The sequence below is a fragment of the Streptomyces sp. NPDC055749 genome (genome assembly GCF_053617235.1).
On sequence record NZ_JBSHFH010000019.1, the window covers coordinates 105,004 to 126,209 of the forward strand.

The window sequence follows — 21,206 nt, forward strand, 5'->3', positions numbered from 1 at the left end:
TCCGGGCCCTCGTGTACGTCGTACGTGGTGCGCCAGGTCCTACGGCAGCTGCGCCGCCCGTGCCTCGCGCCGGTTGTCGCGGAAGGTGTTGACCCGCCGCGCCGTGGCGAAGAGCGGGATCACCGCACCCATCACGACCTGCAGCGCGCAGCCCGTCTGGAGGAGCAGCTGGCCACCGGGGGCGTCGAACGCCCAGGCGGCGAGAAGCCCCATCGCACCCACGATCCAGCCGAGCATCGCCACCGCGAGAACGCCCCGCGGCTTGGGGTACTCGACCCGGCTGACCATCAGCCACGCCACTCCGATGATCGCGAGCAGCGTCGGCACGAAGGGCAGCTCCAGGAGCACGATCGAAACGACCGTGAGCGCCCCGAAGGGGCTCGGCATGCCCTGGAACATGCCGTCCTTCATGGTCACGCAGGAGAATCTCGCAAGCCGCAGGACCACCGCCAGCAGCACCACGATCGCCGCGAGAGCCGACACCCGCTGCTGGGCGTCGTCCGCGACCATGCCGTACACCAGCACGAAGTACGCCGGGGCGAGTCCGAAGCTGATCAGGTCGGAGAGGTTGTCCAGCTCCGCGCCCATCGGCGAGCTGCGCAGCTTGCGCGCGACCAGCCCGTCGCACAGATCGAAGATCGCCGCCAGCAGCATCAGGATCACGGCGGTGGCGGCGGAGTTCCGCGCCATGCCGCTCTCGTTGCTGCCCGTGAGGTGCGGGATGAGGATCCCGGTGGTGGTGAAGTACACCGCCATGAATCCGCATGTGGCGTTACCGAGCGTGAGGGTGTCCGCTATCGACAGCCTCATCGACAGCGGCATGTCCTCGGAGTCGTCCTCCTCGGCCGCCTCCGGCACCCAGCCGGCCTGAGTTTCGGGATCAGTCACGGTCAATGCGAGTCACCCCCGCGGTAGTGGCCTGACCGACCTCGACCGCGACATCGACACCCTCCGGAAGGTAGATGTCCACGCGGGAGCCGAAGCGGATCAGGCCGATGCGCTCGCCCTGCTCCACCTTCGTGCCCTGCGGGATGTACGGGACGATGCGCCGGGCGACCGCTCCCGCGATCTGCACCATCTCGATGTCGCCGAGCTCGGTGTCGAAGTGCCAGACAACGCGTTCGTTGTTCTCGCTCTCCTTGTTGAACGCCGGAACGAACCCACCGGGGATGTGCTCGACGGAGGTCACCGTGCCGGCCAGCGGCGCGCGGTTGACGTGCACGTTCAGCGGGCTCATGAAGATCGCGACGCGGGTGCGCCCGTCCTTCCACGGCATGATGCTCTGCACCACGCCGTCGGCCGGTGAGATGACCCGGCCCTCGGTGATCTCGCGCTCGGGGTCGCGGAAGAACCAGAGCATGCCCGCCGCGAGCGCGGTGGTGGGCACGGCCACTGCGGCCCAGCGCCCGGACTTGCGCGCCCGGGTGAGGCTGAGAGCCGCGGTGGCGAGTGTCGGCAGGAGCCACGGCGAAGCTCCGCGTGCGAGGCGGACCCCGCCGCGGGGTGCAGAGGTATGGCTGTCGGGCATGAATGACCTTCGTAGCGGATGATGCCGCGCAGGCAACGGGGGACGGCGGCTTTTCCGGCGATGCTATCGGTTGCGGGCCACAACTGGGCAAGCCAGCAGCCGAGTCGAACCGTCGGCGGGCACCTGGCGAGGATCACAGGGTGTGATGTACTTCGCGGCCAAATCGCCCCGAAAGGGACATCACCCCTGGAACCGGTACTCCTCGAGGAGTCGGCGCCCAATGATCATTTTCTGGATCTCGGCGGTACCTTCACCGATCAGCAGCATCGGGGCCTCCCGGTAGAGGCGCTCGATCTCGTACTCCTTGGAGAAGCCGTAACCGCCGTGGATACGGAAGGCGTCTTCGACGACTTCCTTGCAGTACTCGGAGGCGAGGTACTTCGCCATCCCTGCCTCCAGGTCGTTTCGTTCCCCGGAGTCCTTTTTGCGTGCTGCATTCACCATCATCGCATGAGCGGCTTCGACCTTGGTGGCCATTTCGGCCAGCTTGAACTGGATCGCCTGGTGCTGGGCGATCGGCTTTCCGAAGGTATGGCGCTGCTGTGCGTACGAAACACCCAGCTCAAAAGCACGCTGTGCTACCCCGCAGCCACGTGCGGCCACATTGACCCGGCCGACCTCCACGCCGTCCATCATTTGGTAAAACCCTCGGCCGGTGGTCCCGCCGAGTACACGATTGGCCGGAATGCGTAGCCCGTCCATGATGAGTTCCGTCGTGTCGACGCCCTTGTAACCCATCTTGTCGATCTTCCCGGGGATGGTGAGGCCGGGGCGGACCTCGCCGAAGCCGGGCTCCTTCTCCACGAGGAAGGTCGTCATCGACTTGTGCGGGGCGGTGCCCTCCGGGTGGCCTTCGTCACTGCGGCACAGGACCGCGACCAGGTTGGCGGTGCCGCCGTTCGTCAGCCACATCTTCTGGCCGTTGAGTACGTACTCCTCGCCGTCCCGCACACCCTTGGACGTGATCGCGGAGACGTCCGAGCCGAGCGCCGGCTCGGACATCGAGAACGCGCCCCGGACCTCGCCCAGCGCCATGCGCGGCAGGAACGTGTCCTTCTGCTCCTGCGTCCCGTGCTGCTTGAGCATGTACGCCACGATGAAATGCGTGTTGATGATTCCCGACACACTCATCCAGCCGCGGGCGATCTCCTCCACGCAGAGCGCGTATGTGAGAAGCGACTCACCCAGACCCCCGTACTCCTCGGGGATCATCAGCCCGAACAGGCCGAGTTCCTTGAGTCCCTCGACGATCTCGGTGGGGTACTCGTCGCGGTGCTCCAGCTGGGTCGCGACCGGAATGATCTCCTTGTCGACGAAATCCCGGACCGTGGAGAGGATTTCCTGCTGGATGTCGGTCAGACCGGCGGTCTGGGCGAGTCGCGTCATGACTGCTTCTCCTGTGACTTCACGCGGTTAGTTGGAGGGGACGGGGCGGCCGGGCTGCTCTCCGCCGCGTTCCTTGATGTACGTCTCGGTGGGGACCATGACCTTGCGGCGGAACACGCAGACGACGGTGCCGTCCTGCTTGTAGCCCTTGGTCTCGACGTACACGATCCCGCGGTCGTTCTTGGACCTGGACGGCGTCTTGTCCAGGACGGTCGTCTCGCCGTAGATCGTGTCCCCGTGGAAGGTCGGCGCGATGTGCTTGAGCGACTCGACCTCCAGGTTCGCGATCGCCTTGCCTGAGACGTCCGGCACCGACATGCCGAGCAGCAGCGAGTAGATGTAGTTGCCGACGACGACGTTCTTGCCGAAGTCGGTCGTCTTCTCCGCGTAATTGCTGTCCATGTGCAGCGGGTGGTGATTCATGGTCAGCAGACAGAAGAGGTGGTCGTCGTATTCGGTGACCGTCTTTCCGGGCCAGTGCTTGTAGACGGCACCGACTTCGAATTCCTCATATGTGCGTCCGAACTGCATGATCAGGCCTCCGGGGCTTCGAACTTGGAGGTGCGCTGCATGCCGGCCGCGCGGCCCTTGCCCGCGATGACGAGCGCCATCTTGCGGCTGGCCTCGTCGATCATCTCGTCGCCGAGCATCGCCGAGCCCTTCTTGCCGCCCTCCTCGGAGGTGCACCAGTCGTAGGCGTCGAGGATCAGTTCGGCGTGGTCGTAGTCCTCCTGCGAGGGCGAGAACACCTCGTTGGCCGCGTCGACCTGACCGGGGTGCAGCACCCACTTGCCGTCGAAGCCCAGGGCCGCCGCACGGCCCGCGACCTCGCGGTACGCGTCGACGTCACGGATCTGGAGGAAGGGACCGTCGATCGCCTGGAGGTCGTGCGTACGGGCCGCCATCAGAATGCGCATCAGGATGTAGTGGTACGCGTCCGCCGGGTAGCCGGGCGGCTGCTGACCGACGACCAGGGTCTTCATGTTGATCGAGGCCATGAAGTCGGCCGGGCCGAAGATCAGGGTCTCCAGACGCGGCGAGGCGGCGGCGATGTCGTCGATGTTCACCAGGCCCTTGGCGTTCTCGATCTGCGCCTCGATGCCGATCTTGCCGACCTCGAAGCCCATCGTCTTCTCGATCTGCGTCAGCAGCAGGTCCAGCGCGACGACCTGCTGGGCGTCCTGGACCTTCGGCAGCATGATGCAGTCGAGGTTCGGACCCGCGCCCTCGACGACCGTGATGACATCGCGGTACGTCCAGTGCGTCGTCCAGTCGTTGACCCGCACGACCCGGGTCTTGCCCGTCCAGTCGCCGTTGTTCAGCGCGTCGACGATGTGGTGGCGGGCGCCCTCCTTGGCGAGCGGCGCACAGGCGTCCTCCAGGTCCAGGAAGACCTGGTCGGCCGGGAGGCCCTGGGCCTTCTCCAGGAACCGCGGGTTCGAGCCCGGCACGGCCAGGCAGGAGCGGCGCGGACGCAGACGGTTCACGGGCGTGGGCGTGGTCATGCGGGGACCTCCAGAGGGTCGAGCTTGTTCGCTTTCCGGATCTCGTCGACGATACGGCCGATGATCTCCGTGATACCGAAGTCCTTCGGGGTGAAGACGGCGGCTACGCCGGCTCCGATCAGTGCGGCGGCGTCCGCGGGCGGGATGATGCCGCCCGCGATCACCGGAATGTCCTTCGCGCCGGCCTCGCGCAGCCGGTTCAGTACGTCGGGCACCAGCTCGGCGTGCGAGCCGGACAGGATCGACAGACCGACGCAGTGCACGTCCTCCGCGACGGCCGCGGACACGATCTGTTCGGGCGTGAGCCTGATGCCCTGGTAGACGACCTCGAAACCGGCGTCACGGGCCCGTACGGCGATCTGCTCGGCACCGTTGGAGTGCCCGTCCAGACCCGGCTTGCCGACCAGCAGGCGCAGCCTGCCCGCGCCCAGGTCACCGGCGGTGCGGGCGACCTTCTCGCGTACGAGGGCCAGCGGGGTGCCCGCCTCCGCGGTGACCGCGACCGGGGCCGACGAGACCCCGGTCGGGGCCCTGAACTCGCCGAACACATCGCGCAGCGCCCAGGACCACTCGCCGGTGGTGACGCCCGCGCGGGCGCACTCCACCGTCGCTTCCATCATGTTCTCGGTGCCCGCTGCGGCCTTCTTCAGCGCGGCGAGCGCCTCGGTGGCCCGTGCCTCGTCGCGGTTGTCGCGCCACTCGTGGAGCGCGCTGACGACCTTGGCCTCGTTCTCCGGATCGACCGTCATGATGGCGGCGTCCAGGTCGGCCGTGAGCGGGTTGGTTTCGGTCGTCTCGTAGATGTTGACGCCGACGATCTTCTCCTCACCGCCCTCGATCCGGGCCCGCCGTGCGGCGTGCGAGGACACCAGCTCGGACTTGAGGTACCCGGACTCGACGGCGGCCATGGCGCCGCCCATCTGCTGGATGCGGTCGATCTCGGCGAGCGAATCGGTGACCAGGGACTCCACCTTGGCCTCGATGACGTGCGACCCGGCGAAGATGTCCTCGTACTCCAGCAGATCGCTCTCGTGCGCGAGTACCTGCTGGATACGGAGCGACCACTGCTGGTCCCAGGGGCGGGGGAGCCCCAGCGCCTCGTTCCAGGCGGGCAGCTGGACGGCGCGGGCGCGGGCGTCCTTGGAGAGGGTGACGGCCAGCATCTCCAGCACGATGCGCTGGACGTTGTTCTCCGGCTGCGCCTCGGTCAGCCCCAGCGAGTTGACCTGCACGCCGTAGCGGAACCGGCGCTGCTTGGGGTTGACGATGCCGTACCGCTCGCGGGTGACCTGGTCCCAGATGCGGCCGAAGGCACGCATCTTGCACATCTCCTCGATGAAGCGGACGCCCGCGTTCACGAAGAAGGAGATCCGGGCGACCACATCGCCGAACTTCTCCTCCGGCACCTGCCCGGAGTCGCGGACCGCGTCGAGGACCGCGATGGCCGTCGACATGGCGTACGCGATCTCCTGGACCGGAGTGGCTCCCGCCTCCTGCAGGTGATAGCTGCAGATGTTGATCGGGTTCCACTTCGGGATGTGGTTGACCGTGTACGTGATCATGTCGGTGGTCAGCCGCAGCGAGGGTACCGGCGGGAACACGTGCGTCCCGCGCGAGAGGTACTCCTTCACGATGTCGTTCTGCGTCGTGCCCTGGAGCTTGCCGGCGTCGGCTCCCTGCTCCTCGGCGACGACCTGATAGAGCGCCAGCAGCCACATGGCGGTGGCGTTGATCGTCATCGAGGTGTTCATCTGCTCCAGGGGGATGTCCTGGAACAGCCGACGCATGTCGCCGAGGTGCGAGACGGGCACGCCGACCCGGCCCACCTCGCCGCGGGCGAGGATGTGATCGGGGTCGTAACCCGTCTGCGTCGGCAGGTCGAAGGCGACCGACAGACCTGTCTGGCCCTTGGCGAGGTTACGCCGGTAGAGCTCGTTGGACGCCTCGGCGGTCGAGTGACCGGCGTACGTCCGCATGAGCCAGGGCCGGTCCTTCTGACGCTCAGTCATATCAGGCCTCAGATGTCGCGGAAGCGGTTGATGGCGTCGATGTGCTGCTCGCGCAGCTCCTCGTTGCGCACACCGAGACCCTCGCGGGGCGCCAGCGCGAGGACGCCGACCTTGCCCTGGTGGAGGTTGCGGTGCACGTCGTACGCGGCCTGGCCGGTGTCCTCCAGGGAGTACACCTTCGACAGCGTCGGGTGGATCTTCCCCTTGGCGATCAGGCGGTTGGCCTCCCACGCCTCGCGGTAGTTGGCGAAGTGCGAGCCCACGATCCTCTTGAGCGACATCCACAGGTAGCGGTTGTCGTACTCGTGGTTGTAGCCCGAGGTCGAGGCGCAGGTGACGATCGTGCCGCCCTTGCGGGTGACGTACACGCTGGCGCCGAAGGTCTCGCGGCCCGGGTGCTCGAAGACGATGTCCACGTCCTCGCCGCCGGTCAGCTCACGGATGCGCTTGCCGAAGCGCTTCCACTCGCGAGGGTCCTGGTTGTGCTCGTCCTTCCAGAACTTGTAGCCCTCGGCGTTGCGGTCGATGATCGCGGTCGCGCCCATCTTCCGGCAGATGTCCGCCTTCTGGTCGCTGGAGACGACACAGATCGGGTTGGCGCCGCCGGCCAGCGCGAACTGCGTGGCGTACGAGCCGAGTCCGCCGCTCGCGCCCCAGATCAGGACGTTGTCGCCCTGCTTCATCGCGGCGCCGTTCTTCGACACCAGCTGGCGGTACGCGGTGGAGTTGACCAGGCCCGGGGCCGCGGCCTCCTCCCAGCTGAGGTGCTGCGGCTTCGGCATCAGCTGGTTGGACTTGACGAGCGCGATCTCCGCGAGACCGCCGAAGTTGGTCTCGAAGCCCCAGATGCGCTGCTCGGGGTCGAGCATCGTGTCGTTGTGGCCGTCACTCGATTCGAGCTCGACGGACAGGCAGTGCGCGACGACCTCGTCGCCCGGGTTCCAGGCGTTGACGCCGGGTCCGGTGCGCAGGACGACGCCCGCGAGGTCGGAGCCGATGACGTGGTACGGGAGGTCGTGGCGCTTGCTGAGGTCGCTGAGCTTCCCGTACCGCTCCAGGAAGCCGAAGGTCGAGACGGGCTCGAAGATCGACGTCCACACGGAGTTGTAGTTGACCGAGCTGGCCATGACCGCGACCAGGGCCTCGCCCGGGCCGAGCTCGGGGACCGGCACCTCGTCGAGGTGCAGGGACTTACGGGGGTCCTTGTCGCGGCTGGCGACGCCGGCGAACATCTCGGCGTCGTCCTTGTGCACGGTCACCGCGCGGTAGGACTCGGGGATGGACAGGGCCGCGAAGTCTGCGGCCGTGGTGTCCGGTGACTGGATCGCGTCCAGGATTTCCTTCACGGTGATGCCTCCGGCAGAGCTGGCGTCGAGGGAACGCTTGAGGGGTCCCTGCGGTCAGGGGGAGCGGTGCGGTGTGGAGGTGTGCCGTCGGTTCGGCGGGTGGTGCTTCGGCTTGCTCTGTGGAGCAGAAGGGTTTGCCTGTGACGCAGGCGTCCGGGCACGCAGACACATGGTTTGCGGGGACAGCCGGCGTACGTGAGGTCTCAGCACGCCGGCCGCCCGGACACCAACAACGTATGGCACTCCGTGACACCTGACAAGGCACCGAGTGCCAACAATTTCTCTCACTTGTCATCCGCACGGCACGCATGAGCAACACCATGGGCGCTACGGGATGGTCTGTCCTGCCGACGAGCGGTTACGGGGCGGGGCGGTACACGTACGGCGTCGTCGTGCTCAGCTCCGAGAAACCCAGCCGACGCAGGATCGGGGCGGACTGGTCGGTCGCGTCGACCTGGAGATGGCGGTAACCGCGCTCCGCCGCGATACGGGCGCGGAAAGCGACCAGTGCCCGGTAGATGCCCCTGCCCCGCCACTCCGCGACCGTCCCGCCGCCCCAGAGCCCGGCAAAGCCGGTGCCGGGGCAGAACTCCATCCGGGCCGAGCTGACCGGCTCGTCGCCCGCCATCGCCAGCACCCCCACGAAACTGTCCGGATCCTTCTCCAGTCGGGCCAGCACCTGGTGGCCCAGCCGCGACCAGTCCGTGCCGAACGCCCGCTCATGGGCCCGGCCCATCAGCTCCACCCCGGCCGCGTCGGTCACGCGCCGCAGCTCGATGCCCTCGGGCAGCTCCACGACGGCCGGCAGCCGCTCGACCGGGGCGACCAGCAGACTCTCCGGCGGCTCCGGCACGAACCCGGCCGCCCGCAGCCGCTCCGGCAGGTCCACGGGGCTGTCGTGGGCGTACACCTTCCACTCGAACTCGGCGTGGCCGAGCGAGGTGAAGTACGCGATCTGCGCCGCGATCGCCGCGTCGGCCCGCGCCTCGTCCAGGTCAGGGGCGGACCACACGACTCCGTTCCAGTCGTCGGCCGCGCCGACCTGGCGTACGACGTCACCGGCGCGCTCGACCCGGACACCGGGGCCTTCGGGGCGTGCGTGTTCCCGCATCTCGCGGTCGAAAAGGGCCAGCAGGGGTTCTGGGTTCATCTTTGTCCTCGATCGCCGAACGGGCCTGAATTCAAGCCCGTACCGCGATCGAGGACAAAAGGTTTCCGCAGGGCGCTCAGCGCACCTTGAGCGCCTGCTGGATCGTGCGCATGACCTCGTCGAGCGGCGCGTCCGTCCGCGCCACCGCGACCAGCACCTCGCCCTCCGTTGCCACCGAGGCGACCGGGGCCTTGGGCGGTTCGGCCTGGGCGGTCCGGCCGGCCCCGATGCCACTGCCGAAGGTGTCCCGGACGATCGCGAAGGCGTGGTCGAGCTGCGCTTCCACATCGCCCTGGCCGCCCGCCCGCAGCCAGCGGCGCAGCACATGGTTGTGCGCGGTGACCACGGCCGACGCGGCCACCTCGGCCAGCAACGGGTCGTCATTGCCGACGTGGTGGTCGCGCTCGTCGAAATGGCCCAGCAGATAGCGCGTGAACAGCCGCTCGTAGCGGGCCACCGAGGCGATCTCCGCCTCACGCAGCGTGGGGACCTCGCGGGTCAGTTTGTAGCGGGCCACGGAGACCGCGGGCTTGGCCGCGTACATCTTCATGACTTCCTTGATGCCGCGGCAGACCGTGTCGAGCGGGTGCTCGTGCGCCGGCGCCGCGTTCAGGACGGCCTCGGCCCGCACGAGGGTGTCGTCGTGGTCCGGGAAGATCGCCTCTTCCTTGGAGCGGAAGTGGCGGAAGAAGGTCCGCCGTGCCACGCCCGCGGCGCCCGCGATCTCGTCGACTGTGGTCGCCTCGTACCCCTTGGTGGCGAAGAGCTCCATCGCGGCAGCCGCCAGTTCACGGCGCATCTTGAGCCGTTGGGCGGCGGCACGGGTGCCCGCGGCACTCTCCGGGGCGTCGGGCGCGGCGGGAGTGCGGGGTGACTTGGCGGGCTGGGACATGGTGTGAACGTACAACATCGGTGCGGGGGAGTGCGCCCGTGGGGGCGGGCCGTCGGAATGCCCCAACAGCCCGCCCCACTCCGCTCCCGGCTCAGCGACGGGCATATTCGCGGAAGCCGCGGCCTGTCTTGCGGCCGAGGCAGCCCGCGGCCACCAGGTGCTCCAGCAGCGGCGCCGGGGCGAGGCCCGGGTCGCGGAACTCGCTGTGCAGGACCTTCTCGATGGCCAGCGAGACATCGAGCCCGACGACGTCCAGGAGCTCGAACGGGCCCATCGGGTAGCCGCCGCCCAGCTTCATCGCGGCGTCGATGTCGTCGAGGGTCGCGTAGTGCTCCTCGACCATCTTGATCGCGTTGTTGAGGTACGGGAACAGCAGCGCGTTCACGATGAAGCCCGCCCGGTCCCCGCAGTCCACGGGGTGCTTGCGCACCTTCACGCAGACCTCGCGGACGGTGGCGTGGACGTCGTCGTTGGTCAGCACCGTGCGGACCACCTCGACCAGTTTCATCGCGGGCGCCGGGTTGAAGAAGTGCATCCCGATCACGTCGTCGGGCCGCGTGGTCGCCCGTGCGATCGCGATGACGGGCAGCGACGAGGTCGTGGTGGCGAGCACCGCGCCGGCCCGGCAGACCTTGTCCAGCGTGGCGAACAGCTGCTGCTTGACCGCCAGGTCCTCGGCGACCGCCTCGACGGCGAGGTCGACGTCGGCGAAGGCGTCCAGGGACCCGGCGGCGGTGATCCGGGCGAGGGTCTCGTCCCGCGCCTCGGCCGTCAGGCGGCCCTTGCTGACCGAACGCTCCAGCGACTTCGCGATCCGGCCCCTGGCCGTGTCCGCCTTCTCCTGGCTGCGTGCGGCGAGCACCACGTCGTAACCGGCCTTGGCGAAGACCTCGGCGATGCCCGAGGCCATGGTCCCGGAGCCGGCGACTCCCACGGTCCGCACCTCGCGGCCCGCGACCGCGCCCGTGCTCTCCAGCGGCGTCAGCGCGTCCGGGACCACCGTCTGGCCGCCCGGCGTGTCGTACGTGTAGAAGCCGCGGCCCGTCTTGCGGCCGGTGAGACCCGCCTCGCTGAGCTGCTTGAGGATCGGGGCCGGGGCGTGCAGCCGGTCGTGCGAGGCGGAGTACATCGCCTCCAGGACCGTACGGGCGGTGTCGATGCCGATCAGGTCGAGCAGCGCCAGGGGGCCCATCGGCAGCCCGCAGCCCAGCTTCATCGCGGCGTCGATGTCCTCGCGGGAGGCGTAGTTCGCCTCGTACATCGAGGCGGCCTGGTTGAGATAGCCGAACAGCAGGCCGTCCGCGACGAACCCCGGCCGGTCGCCGACCGCGACCGGCTCCTTGCCCAGTTCCCTGGCCAGCCGGGTGACGGTCTCGACGGCCGGCGGCGCGGTGAGCACCGACGAGACCACCTCGACCAGCTTCATCGCGGGCGCCGGGTTGAAGAAGTGCAGGCCCAGCACCCGCTCGGGGTGCTGCGACTCGGCGGCCAGCCGGGTCACGGACAGGGCGTTGGTGCCCGTCGCCAGGATCGCGGTGGGGGAGACGACCGCGTCGAGGTCGCGGAAGACCTGCTGCTTGATCTCGTACGACTCGGGCACGACCTCGATGACCAGCTCCGCCTCCGCGGCGGCCCCGAGGTCGGAGAAGGTACGGAACCGGGCGAGGACGTCGCGCCGCTCCTCCTCCGTGATCCGCTCGCGCCGCACGGCGCGGGCGGTGGAGGCTTCCAGGGAGGCGACGGCCCGGCGGGCGGCCTCGTCGCTGATGTCGATACCGATGACCTCGCGGCCGGCACGGGCCAGGACCTCGGCAATGCCGGTTCCCATGGTGCCGAGGCCGACGACGGCGATGGTGCTGAGCGGGGTGTCCATCACGGGACTCCTGGGTGAGTGACGACTGAAGAGGAAGCACGGGGCGCACGAGGAAGACGAACCGGCGCGCGGCGTGCGCGAGCTGCATGTCGTGGTGCACGGGCCAGGGCGCTCGAAGCGCACCCCGGCCGGGGAAAGGTGACGGACTCTGTCCCGGAGTCGCGTCGCACAAAGCTGCCGAACCGACAAGCACTCCGGATGGCTGCGTCACCAGGCCATCGGAGCTGCGGGGTTGTGCCCCGCTCAGATGAGGTTAACCGGCGGGTAACGAGCGCGCCAGTCCTGGGTGACTGTGCGCTGGACCACAATTTTCCCGCCCCGGACACCGCCCCCGGTCCGTACGGTCCGTGTCCGCCGATACGCTGAGCGTCATGGACGAGGAGTTCCGGTCGCTGACGGACCGGCTGCGAGACGAGGCGGGGGAGTCGGCGGCGTACGACCGGCTCGTCGCCACCGAGGACGAGGAAGAGCTGGCCCGGGTCCTCGTGGAGCCCGCGCGCCCCCTGTGGGCGCGCGAGATCGCCGCGTTCCGGCTCGGCTGCGGAGGCGACCGCCGGGCCTTCGAGGCCCTGGTCCTCCTCCTCAACCACCGCGATCCGGAGCGCTGCGTCTCCGCCGCGTACGCCCTGGTACGGCTGGGCGACCCCCGCACGCCACGGGCCGCAGCCGCGCTGGCCACCAACACCCTGCGCACGGCGTACGCACTGCACCCGGTACGGCTGCTGACCGACCTGCGCGCCCCCGAATCGGTGCCCACCCTGGTCAGCACACTGGGGCGGCTGCTGAACCCGGACGAGCCGAACTGGCGGGTGGCCCTCGCCTGTGTGGAGGGACTGGGCCGACTGGGTGACGGAGCGGCCCGCCCGGTCCTGGAGGCGGCACTGCCGCACCCCCGCCTCGGCGGAGCCGCGGCCGAAGCACTCGGCCGCCTGCCGGCCGGTCGCTGAGGCCGTGGCCGGGCCCGGATTCCGGGCCCGGCCACGGTGGGTCAGCCCTGGGTCAGCCGGGGGGTCAGCCGCGGAAGCCGAGCAGCCCGTGCAGCGCCTTGCCACCGGAGCTGCCGCCGCCGGCGCCGTCCGTGCTCCGCAGGGCCTTCTCCGCGGTCAGCGGCTTCGGGTCGGCGGGCGCCTGGCAGACCGCGTCCGCCCGGCCGCCGCTGCCCCGCGGGACCGTGCCGTCGATGAGGTAGTCCACCAGATACGCGTCCAGGCACTTGCTGCCGCTCAGCGTGATGCCGTGGTTTCCGCCGCCCTCTTCGACGACCAGGCTGGAGCCCTTCAGCTTGCGGTTCATCGTGACACCGCCCTGGTACGGGGTGGCCGCGTCGTCCGTCGCCTGGAACAGCAGGGCCGGCGGGATTTCGTGGTTGGTGACCCGCACCGGGTTCAGCGGCTCCACCGGCCAGGAGGCGCACGGAGCGTTGTACCAGGTGTTGTTCCAGGTCATGAACGGAGCCTTGGCCGCCACCGCCGCGGTGTCGTTGCGCCAGGTGTTCCAGTCCTGCGGCCACGCCGCGTCCCGGCACTGCACGGCCGTGTAGACCGAGTAGCTGTTGTCCCCGCCCGCGCCCGTGGCGCCGAAGTTCTTGTACGCCGAGACCAACGCGTCCTCGTTGTTGTCGTGGATGTACTCGGCGAACGCCTCGGCCAGATAAGGCCAGTAGCCGTTGTAGTAACCGCCGGGCAGGAAGGTGTCCTCCAGCTCGCTCGCACCGACCTTGCCACCGGCGGGCTGCTCCCTGAGGGACTCCCGCATCCCGTACCAGGCGGCTTCGACCTCCGCCGCGTCGTGGCCGAGCCCGTACGCGTCGTCGTGCTGCGCGACCCAGGCCGCGAACGCCTTGTGGCGGGCGTCGAACGCGTAGTCCTGGCCGAGGTTGTCGTCGTACCAGATGCCCTCGGGGTCGACGACGGAGTCGAGCACGAGCCGCCGGACCCGCTCGGGGAACAGTTTCGCGTACACGGCGCCCAGGTAGGTGCCGTAGGAGTAGCCGAAGTAGTTGATCCGCGGTGCGCCCAGCGCCGTGCGGATCACGTCGAGGTCCTTGGCGGAGCTGACCGTGTCCATGTGCGGCAGCAGATCCCCGTGCTTCTGTCCGCACGCCTCGGCGAAGGACGCGGCCCGGTCCCGGCCGGCCTGCTCCTCCTCGTACGAACGCGGTACGGAGTCGGCACGCACCGGATCGAAGTGCTTGGGACGGCAGTTCAGCGCCGGGGTGCTCTTCCCCACCCCACGGGGATCGAAGCCGATCACGTCGTACTGCGCGGCTACCTTCGCGGGCAGTGCGGACGCCACGAAACCGGCCATCGAGAGTCCGCTGCCGCCGGGGCCGCCCGGATTGACCAGGAGCGGGCCCTGCGAGGTCGCGGCCGTGTGCGGAATCCGGGACAGCGCCAGGGTGACCTGACGGCCCGTCGGCCGGTCGTGGTCGAGCGGGGAGCGGACCGTCGCGCACTGCATCGTCGGATACGACTTGGTCGCGCAGTCCGTCCACTTGAGCTGAGCCACGCGCGGCCCGCCCGCGCCCGGTTCCGGTTCGGCGGTCGCGGCGGACGGCGCGGCGGTCACCAGACCCGCCACCGCCGCGCCGACTGCGACCAGAATTCCTGCACGTTTCGTCATACGGCCTCCCGAGGTGGAGGGAGCGCGGGCGAGGGTGCCGCTGCCCCCGCCGCATGCTCCCCGTATTCGGGCCCGGAAGGACACGATGTGCCGAGAGTTGACCCGTTTGGACAGGGACACGCGGTGCCGGGGTGACGCGGGACGCCCAACCAGTGACGTACGACGTCAGAGCAGGGTCAGCTGGGTGGGGCCGACTTCGGGGCCGTCCGGAAGCGGCACCGGCACCTCCGGCGCGGAGATCCGGCGGGCCTCTCCCCGGTGCGAGGGCCCGATGCCGAACTCGGCCGCCAGTTCGTGGACCCGGCGGGTGATCTGCCGCTGGTACCAGGTGGGCGCGTACGCCCCGTCCGCGTACATCCGCTCGTACCGCCGCACGAGATGCGGGTGGTGCACGCCGAGCCACTGCATGAACCACTCCCGGGCGCCCGGCCGCAGATGCAGGACGAGCGGGGTCACCGAGGTCGCGCCGGAGGCCGCGATCGCGGCGACGGTGGCGCGCAGCTGCTCCGGGCTGTCGCCGAGGAAGGGGATGACAGGCGCCATCAGGACGCCGCAGCCGATCCCGTTGTCGGTGAGCGTGCGGACGACGTCGAGGCGGCGTTCGGGGGACGGGGTTCCTGGTTCGACCGTGCGCCAGAGCTCGGAGTCGACGAAGCCGACCGAGACGGAGACACCGACCTCGGTGACCTCGGCCGACTGCTTCAGCAGCTCCAGATCACGAAGGATGAGCGTGCCCTTCGTCAGGATCGAGAAGGGATTCGCGTGGTCGCGCAGGGCCGTGATGATGCCGGGCATCAGCCGGTAGCGGCCCTCGGCCCGCTGGTAGCAGTCGACATTCGTCCCCATCGCGATGTGCGCGCCGTGCCAGCGGTGCGAGGAGAGCTGACGGCTCACCAGTTCCGCGGCGTTGATCTTGACGACGATCTGGGAGTCGAAGCCGAGCCCCGTGTCGAGGTCGAGATAGCTGTGGGTCTTGCGGGCGAAGCAGTACACACAGGCGTGCGAGCAGCCCCGGTACGGATTCACGGTCCATTCGAACGGCATCCGGCTGGCCCCGGGCACCCGGTTCACGATGGACCGGGCCCGCACCTCATGGAAGGTGATGCCCCGGAATTCGGGTGTGTCGAACGTGCGCGTGGTCACCGCGTCCGCGGCGAAGAGCGCGCTGTTCCGGGCCACTGTGGTGTTTTCGGCCAAATTGTCCCAGCGCATGGACGCCTCCTTGGTAGCACTGACCAGAGAATAGAACACTTGTTCCCATGATCGTGCGCGACCGATTTTGAGGGGCGTGCCCGGGGGTGGTTGGCTCAGCACACCCCGAACAGTCGAGTGGTGGAGGAACTGGCATGGCGCAGGTCGAGGCAACGACAGAGCGGGTCATCGCGGCGGACGCGGAAGCGGTGTTCGATGCGCTGGCCGACTACAAGGAGGTCCGGGGCAAGGTGCTGACCGGGCACTTCAGCGAGTACGAGGTGCGCGAGGGCGGCGACGGCGAGGGCACCCTCGTGCACTGGAAGCTCCAGGCCACCAGCAAGCGCGTCCGTGACTGTCTGCTGGAGGTCACCGAGCCGACCGACGGGCAGCTGATCGAGAAGGACCGCAACTCCTCGATGGTCACCACCTGGACCGTCACCCCGGCCGGTGAGGGGAAGTCCCGGGCCGTCGTCTCGACCGTCTGGGACGGCGCCGGCGGCATCGGCGGTTTCTTCGAAAGGACCTTCGCGCCCAAGGGACTTGGCCGTATCTACGACGAGCTGCTCCAGAACCTCGCCACCGAGGTCGAGAAGTAGCCTCCGGGCGCTGTCGGCCGGCCTCACCGGAACGGGTGGTTTTCCGGGGCGGCCGGTTGTGCGCCGTAGTGCCTCCGACCGGCGCATAAGCCCTCCGCATGCGCCGGTCGTGCTCCTGGTCGCGTTTGCCCCGCCTTCCCGCGTGATGCGAGAAATGGGCGGCGCAGGTGCGACGAGGGGAGCGTTACGTGGTGGGTGGGATCACTCTGGTGAAGGACGGGCCGAGTGGCTCGGGTGGATCCGGGCCGCAGACCGCGCCACCCCCGCCGCCCCCGGCAGGACCTGACGCTGCCTCAGAGGCCGTACCGCCCTCGGAGATCAGCCACGGCCGGGTCCGGATGGTCTTCCTCGGCCTGATGCTCACCCTGCTGCTCGCGGCGCTCGACCAGATGATCGTCGCCACCGCCCTGCCGAAGATCGTCGGCGAGCTGCACGGCCTGGAGAAGATGTCCTGGGCGGTCACCGCCTATCTGCTCGCCTCCACGATCGGCCTGCCGATCTACGGGAAGCTCGGGGACCTCTTCGGCCGCAAGGGCGTCTTCCAGTTCGCGATCGTCGTGTTCGTCATCGGCTCCGCGCTGGCCGGCTGGTCGCGCACCATGGACGAGCTGATCGCGTTCCGCGCGATCCAGGGCATCGGCGGCGGCGGGCTCATGATCGGCGTCCAGGCGATCATCGCGGACATCGTCCCGCCCCGTGAGCGCGGCCGGTACATGGGCCTCATCGGTGCGGTCTTCGGGCTCGCGTCCGTCGCGGGCCCGCTGCTCGGCGGCTTCTTCACCGACCACGCCTCCTGGCGCTGGTGCTTCTACATCAACGTCCCCTTCGGCCTGGTCACCTTCGCCGTCATCGCCGTCGTGCTGAAGCTCCCCAAGCCCGCCGTGCGCCCCCGTCTGGACATCCTCGGCGCGGTGCTCCTCGCCGCCGCGTCCACCTGTCTCGTGCTGCTCACCAGCTGGGGCGGCACCGAGTACGCCTGGGGCTCGCGCACCATTCTCGGGCTCGCCGCCGGAGCTGCCGGAACGACTCTGCTCTTCCTCGCGGTCGAACACCGCGCGCCCGAACCGATCATTCCGCTGCATCTGTTCCGCGACTCGATCTTCAACATCACGGGGCTCGTCGGCGCGGTCATCGGTATCGCGCTCTTCGGCGCCGCCAGCTATCTGCCGACGTACCTCCAGATGGTCGACGGCGCGTCCGCCACCGAATCGGGACTGCTGATGCTGCCGATGATGGGCGGCATCGTCGGCGCATCGGTGGTCTCCGGCCACCTGATCTCCCGTACCGGCCGCTACCGGATCCACCCCCTCCTCGGCAGCGGGATCTCGGCCGTCGGCATGTGGCTGCTCTCCCGGCTCGAAACCGGTACGTCCCGGCTCGAGTACAGCCTCGCCCAGGCCGTACTCGGCATCGGTATCGGTCTGGTGATGCCCGTGCTGGTGCTCGCCGTGCAGAACTCCGTACGCCCCGCCGACCTCGGCACCGCCACCAGTGCCAACAACTACTTTCGCCAGATCGGCGGCAGTGTCGGTGCCGCGATCTTCGGAACGCTCTTCGCCGGGCGGCTCTCGGACGCCCTCGACGTACGCCTCCCGTCCGGCACCGGACTCCCCGATCCCGAGTCGATCACCCCGCAGCTGGTCCATGCCATGGAACCCGCGCTGCGCGACGCCTACATCCAGGCGTACGCCGACGCGATGCCGCGGATCTTCCTGTACCTGGTGCCGGTCCTCCTGCTCGGCCTGTTCCTCGCCTTCTTCCTCAAGGAGAAACCGCTGGTGTCCCACCCCATCCCCGGCACGGCCGCCGACCCGGCGACCGTCCCCGCCGCCCGTACCGACTCGGCGACCGTGACGGTCGGCCACCCGTCAGGCGTGCCGGTCTGCGGGCGCGTCCAGCACCCCGACGGTACGAAGGTCCCGCGGGCCGCCCTCACCCTCGTCGACGTCCAGGGCCGGCAGGCCGGGCGGGGCGCCAGCGGGGACGACGGGCGGTACGCGCTGAGCGTGCCAGGAGCCGGTTCGTACGTCCTGATCGCCGCGGCCGGAGGCCACCAGCCGCAGGCCGTCAGCGTCACCGTCGGCGAGCGGCCCGTCGAGCTCGACGTGGTGCTCGGCGGCGCGGGCCGGCTCGCCGGTACGGTCGTCACCGCGGACGGCGTCCCGGTCCGGGAGGCCGCGGTGACCCTCACCGACGTACGGGGCGAGGTCGTCGCGACCACCCGTACGGGCCGTGAGGGCGGCTATGCGATCACGGAGCTCGTGGCCGGCGAGTACACCCTCGCAGCCAGCGCCCCGGCCTTCCGGCCCGCCGCCCTGCCGGTCAGCGTGCAGGCCGCCCGGGAGACCCGCCAGGACATCGAACTCGCGGGCGGCGCCGTGCTGCGCGGCACCGTGCGCGCGAACGGCGGGCGGCCCGTGGAGGACGCCCGGGTGACCCTGCTCGACGCGGCGGGCAATGTGGTCGACACGCTCACCACCGGCCCCGACGGAACCTTCCGCTTCGTCGACCTGTCCTCCGGGGAGTACACGGTGATCGCCGCCGGATACCCGCCGGTGGCGACGGTCCTGCGGATGGCGGGCGGCGGACGCACGGAACGGGACGTACTGCTGGGGCACGGGGACTGAGGCCCCGCCTTCGGCCGCTGACAGAATGAGCGTTCCCGTCGTCGACATCACCGAGGCAGCGGCCTCGACCGCGCAGTTCCTGGGCCGCAGCTACTCGGTCGTGACCACCCTCGACCGGGCGGTCCCGCTCATCGAGGACCGCCTCGCCCTCGCCGGACTCGCCGCCCGCTGCGCCTCCGTACGGGCCGGCGGACTGGCCGTGCTCGACCTGGAACGCGACCCCCTGGCCGCGGTCGAGGCCATCGTCGAACAGGCCGCCCGGGCCGTCGAGGTGGACCGCGCCGAGGTCATCTGTCTGGGCTGCGGCGGCATGTCCGGGCTGAGTGAACGCGTCGCCGAGCGCACCGGTGTCCCCGTCGTGGACGGGGTCGCCGCTGCGGTCACCATCGCCGAATCCCTCGTCCGCCTCGGCCTCACGACCTCGAAGGTCCGCACCTACGCGCCGCCCCGTCCGAAGCACTTCAAGGCATGGCCTCAGCACTGACCAAGGTCATCAGGGCCCGCGCGCCCGGGCTCATCGCCTGCGCGGGCGGGAGTACGACCACGCTCTCGTACACCGGACGGTGCGGGCCCTCCGGTTCCACCGCCACCAGGCCCCCGGCCTCGGGCTTGCGGGCGAAGTGCTGCGGCACCACCGCGATGCCCAGCTTCTCGTGGACCAGCTCCAGCAGGCTGTGCACGTCGTTCACCTCAAGGGCGACCGTGCGCCGCACCCCCGCCGCGGCGAACGCCTCGTCCGCCGCACGCCGGGGGCCCCAGTCGGGATGGAAGTCGATGAACGACTCACCGGACAGCTCCGTCCACGCCACCGTCCGCTCCCGCGCGAAACGGTGGCCCGCAGCGCACAGGACGACCATCGGCTCCCTGGCCAGCGGCCTCAGCTCGCCCCGCCACTCCAGCGGGCTGACCGTTGCGGCGAAAGCGATGTCGAGCCGCCCGCCCGCCACGCCGTCCAGCAGACTGGACGTACCCTCCTGCCGGAGCCGGATCTCCATATGGGGATGGGCCCGGTGGAAGGCCGCGAGCAACCGCGCGGGGCTGACTCCGGCCACGCACTGCTCGACCCCCACGGTCAGCGTGCCGCGCAGCAGCCCCCGTACGGCATCGACGGCGTCCTTCGCCGCCCGCGCCCCCGCCAGCGTGCGTTCCGCCTCCACCAGGAGTGCCCGCCCCGCCTCGGTGAGCCGGACCGACCGCGTCGTACGGCTGAACAACGGAGTCCGCAGTTCCTGCTCCAGCGCCCGGACGGACGCGGAAAGACCCGACTGGGACACCGCGAGACGCTCGGCGGCGCGGGTGAAGTGCCGCTCCTCGGCGACGGCGACGAAGTGCTCCAGCTGACGCAGTTCCATGATTGAGAAATGTAGACGATGAATCCGACCGGAATCTCCTGTTGGACTGCTGGATGGTTCTGCGCCAGCCTGGGGACGCGCACCGAGCCCGGCGCGTTCCCAGGACCTCTCCGTGGAGCCCGCGTATGTATCTCCCGTCGTCCGACCGCTACTCCGCCATGCCGTACCGGCGCACCGGACGCAGCGGTCTGCTGCTGCCCGCGCTGTCCCTCGGGCTGTGGCACAACTTCGGCGGCGACCGGAACCCCGAGGACCAGGGCCGCATCCTGCGCAGGGCCTTCGACCTCGGCATCACCCACTTCGACCTCGCCAACAACTACGGACCGCCGCCCGGCTCCGCCGAGGTCACCATGGGCCGCGCCCTGAAGACGGACTTCGCCCACCTGCGGGACGAGATCGTCGTCTCGACCAAGGCCGGCTACGGCATGTGGGACGGGCCGTACGGGGAGTGGGGGTCGCGAAAGTACCTGCGCTCCTCGCTGGACCAGAGCCTGAGCCGGCTCGGCCTGGAGTACGTCGACATCTTCTACTCCCACCGGTTCGACCCCGAGACCCCGCTCGAAGAGACGATGGGCGCGCTCGACGCCGCGGTCCGCCAGGGCAAGGCCCTGTACGCGGGCATTTCCAACTACTCACCCGAACAGACCCGAGAGGCCGCCCGCATCCTGCGGGAGCTGGGAACCCCGCTGCTCATCCACCAGCCGCGCTACTCGATGCTGGACCGCCTCCCCGAGGAGGGGCTGCTGAGCGCCCTCGACGAGCTGGGCACCGGCACCATCGCCTACTCGCCGCTGGAGCAGGGCATCCTCTCCGACCGCTATCTGAACGGCATCCCGAAGGGCTCGCGGGCGGCGGGCGACAGCCCGTTCCTGACTACTGAAGCCGTCACCCCCGAGCTGGTGCGCCGGCTGGGCGCACTCGACCAGGTGGCCAAGGAGCGCGGCCAGTCCCTGGCCCAGCTGGCACTGGCCTGGGTGCTGCGGGGCGGCCGGGTCACCTCCGCCGTGGTGGGCGCGAGCAGCGTCGCCCAGCTGGAGAGCAGCGTCGGGGCGGTGGCGAACCTGGAGTTCGCCGACGAGGAGCTGGCCAGGATCGAGGAGATCCTGACCTCCGGCTGATCAGGCCG

At 69.7% G+C, this 21,206-nt stretch carries 18 protein-coding genes; 5 read left to right on the forward strand and 13 right to left on the reverse strand.

Annotation, left to right across the window (positions count from 1 at the left end; all coding sequences use genetic code 11):
• Positions 1-39: 39 nt before the first annotated feature.
• The 10 genes from pssA to ACWGO0_RS17040 form a co-directional block, all read right to left on the reverse strand.
• On the reverse strand, positions 40-894 hold the full coding sequence (gene pssA / locus ACWGO0_RS16995) for a CDP-diacylglycerol--serine O-phosphatidyltransferase (RefSeq protein WP_453534707.1): 855 nt from the start codon (positions 892-894) through the stop codon (positions 40-42).
• Complete coding sequence (locus ACWGO0_RS17000; RefSeq protein WP_453534710.1) at positions 881-1,528, reverse strand: phosphatidylserine decarboxylase; 648 nt, start codon at positions 1,526-1,528, stop codon at positions 881-883. Before ACWGO0_RS17000 ends, pssA begins: the two co-directional genes overlap by 14 nt.
• Positions 1,529-1,708: 180 nt before the next feature.
• Positions 1,709-2,914 carry an acyl-CoA dehydrogenase family protein gene (locus ACWGO0_RS17005; protein ID WP_185297422.1) on the reverse strand — a complete coding sequence of 402 codons (1,206 nt, stop codon included), beginning with the start codon at positions 2,912-2,914 and terminating at the stop codon, positions 1,709-1,711.
• A gap of 27 nt (positions 2,915-2,941) precedes the next feature.
• Positions 2,942-3,445, reverse strand: a complete 504-nt coding sequence (locus tag ACWGO0_RS17010; RefSeq protein WP_453534714.1) for a MaoC family dehydratase — start codon at positions 3,443-3,445, stop codon at positions 2,942-2,944.
• 2 nt (positions 3,446-3,447) lie between these two features.
• Positions 3,448-4,419, reverse strand: coding sequence for an HpcH/HpaI aldolase/citrate lyase family protein (locus tag ACWGO0_RS17015; protein WP_362837135.1), 972 nt, complete (start codon positions 4,417-4,419; stop codon positions 3,448-3,450).
• Positions 4,416-6,428 carry a protein meaA gene (locus ACWGO0_RS17020; protein ID WP_453534717.1) on the reverse strand — a complete coding sequence of 671 codons (2,013 nt, stop codon included), beginning with the start codon at positions 6,426-6,428 and terminating at the stop codon, positions 4,416-4,418. Before ACWGO0_RS17020 ends, ACWGO0_RS17015 begins: the two co-directional genes overlap by 4 nt.
• Positions 6,429-6,436: 8 nt before the next feature.
• Positions 6,437-7,774, reverse strand: a complete 1,338-nt coding sequence (gene ccrA / locus ACWGO0_RS17025) for a crotonyl-CoA carboxylase/reductase (RefSeq protein WP_453534720.1) — start codon at positions 7,772-7,774, stop codon at positions 6,437-6,439.
• 358 nt (positions 7,775-8,132) lie between these two features.
• Positions 8,133-8,924, reverse strand: coding sequence for a GNAT family N-acetyltransferase (locus ACWGO0_RS17030; protein ID WP_453534723.1), 792 nt, complete (start codon positions 8,922-8,924; stop codon positions 8,133-8,135).
• A gap of 76 nt (positions 8,925-9,000) precedes the next feature.
• A complete protein-coding gene (locus tag ACWGO0_RS17035; protein WP_453534726.1) occupies positions 9,001-9,816 on the reverse strand; it encodes a TetR family transcriptional regulator in 816 nt (271 codons plus the stop codon).
• A 91-nt stretch (positions 9,817-9,907) separates the two neighbouring features.
• Positions 9,908-11,689: a 3-hydroxyacyl-CoA dehydrogenase family protein gene (locus ACWGO0_RS17040; protein WP_453534729.1), complete on the reverse strand. Its 1,782-nt coding sequence runs from the start codon at positions 11,687-11,689 to the stop codon at positions 9,908-9,910.
• 371 nt (positions 11,690-12,060) lie between these two features.
• Between ACWGO0_RS17040 and ACWGO0_RS17045 the strand changes: the two genes are divergently transcribed.
• Positions 12,061-12,636, forward strand: a complete 576-nt coding sequence (locus ACWGO0_RS17045; RefSeq protein WP_453534731.1) for an adenylosuccinate lyase — start codon at positions 12,061-12,063, stop codon at positions 12,634-12,636.
• Between the two features lie 64 nt (positions 12,637-12,700).
• Here ACWGO0_RS17045 and ACWGO0_RS17050 read toward each other — a convergent pair whose 3' ends face one another.
• Positions 12,701-14,311 (reverse strand): alpha/beta hydrolase, encoded by a 1,611-nt coding sequence (locus ACWGO0_RS17050; protein ID WP_453534734.1) that lies wholly within the window; start codon positions 14,309-14,311, stop codon positions 12,701-12,703.
• Between the two features lie 165 nt (positions 14,312-14,476).
• Positions 14,477-15,523 (reverse strand): Rv2578c family radical SAM protein, encoded by a 1,047-nt coding sequence (locus tag ACWGO0_RS17055; protein ID WP_453534737.1) that lies wholly within the window; start codon positions 15,521-15,523, stop codon positions 14,477-14,479.
• Positions 15,524-15,657: 134 nt separating this feature from the next.
• Here ACWGO0_RS17055 and ACWGO0_RS17060 point away from each other — a divergent pair, with 134 nt between their 5' ends.
• The 3 genes from ACWGO0_RS17060 (at position 15,658) to ACWGO0_RS17070 (ending at position 19,212) form a co-directional block, all read left to right on the forward strand.
• Positions 15,658-16,101 (forward strand): SRPBCC family protein, encoded by a 444-nt coding sequence (locus ACWGO0_RS17060; protein ID WP_453534739.1) that lies wholly within the window; start codon positions 15,658-15,660, stop codon positions 16,099-16,101.
• A gap of 188 nt (positions 16,102-16,289) precedes the next feature.
• Positions 16,290-18,728 (forward strand): MFS transporter, encoded by a 2,439-nt coding sequence (locus ACWGO0_RS17065; RefSeq protein ID WP_453534742.1) that lies wholly within the window; start codon positions 16,290-16,292, stop codon positions 18,726-18,728.
• 25 nt (positions 18,729-18,753) lie between these two features.
• Positions 18,754-19,212, forward strand: coding sequence for an aspartate/glutamate racemase family protein (locus ACWGO0_RS17070; RefSeq protein WP_453534745.1), 459 nt, complete (start codon positions 18,754-18,756; stop codon positions 19,210-19,212).
• Here ACWGO0_RS17070 and ACWGO0_RS17075 read toward each other — a convergent pair.
• Complete coding sequence (locus tag ACWGO0_RS17075; RefSeq protein ID WP_453534748.1) at positions 19,190-20,080, reverse strand: LysR family transcriptional regulator; 891 nt, start codon at positions 20,078-20,080, stop codon at positions 19,190-19,192. The genes ACWGO0_RS17070 and ACWGO0_RS17075 overlap by 23 nt on opposite strands.
• Positions 20,081-20,205: 125 nt before the next feature.
• Between ACWGO0_RS17075 and ACWGO0_RS17080 the strand changes: the two genes are divergently transcribed.
• Positions 20,206-21,198, forward strand: a complete 993-nt coding sequence (locus ACWGO0_RS17080; RefSeq protein ID WP_453534751.1) for an aldo/keto reductase — start codon at positions 20,206-20,208, stop codon at positions 21,196-21,198.
• Positions 21,199-21,206 lie beyond the last annotated feature (8 nt).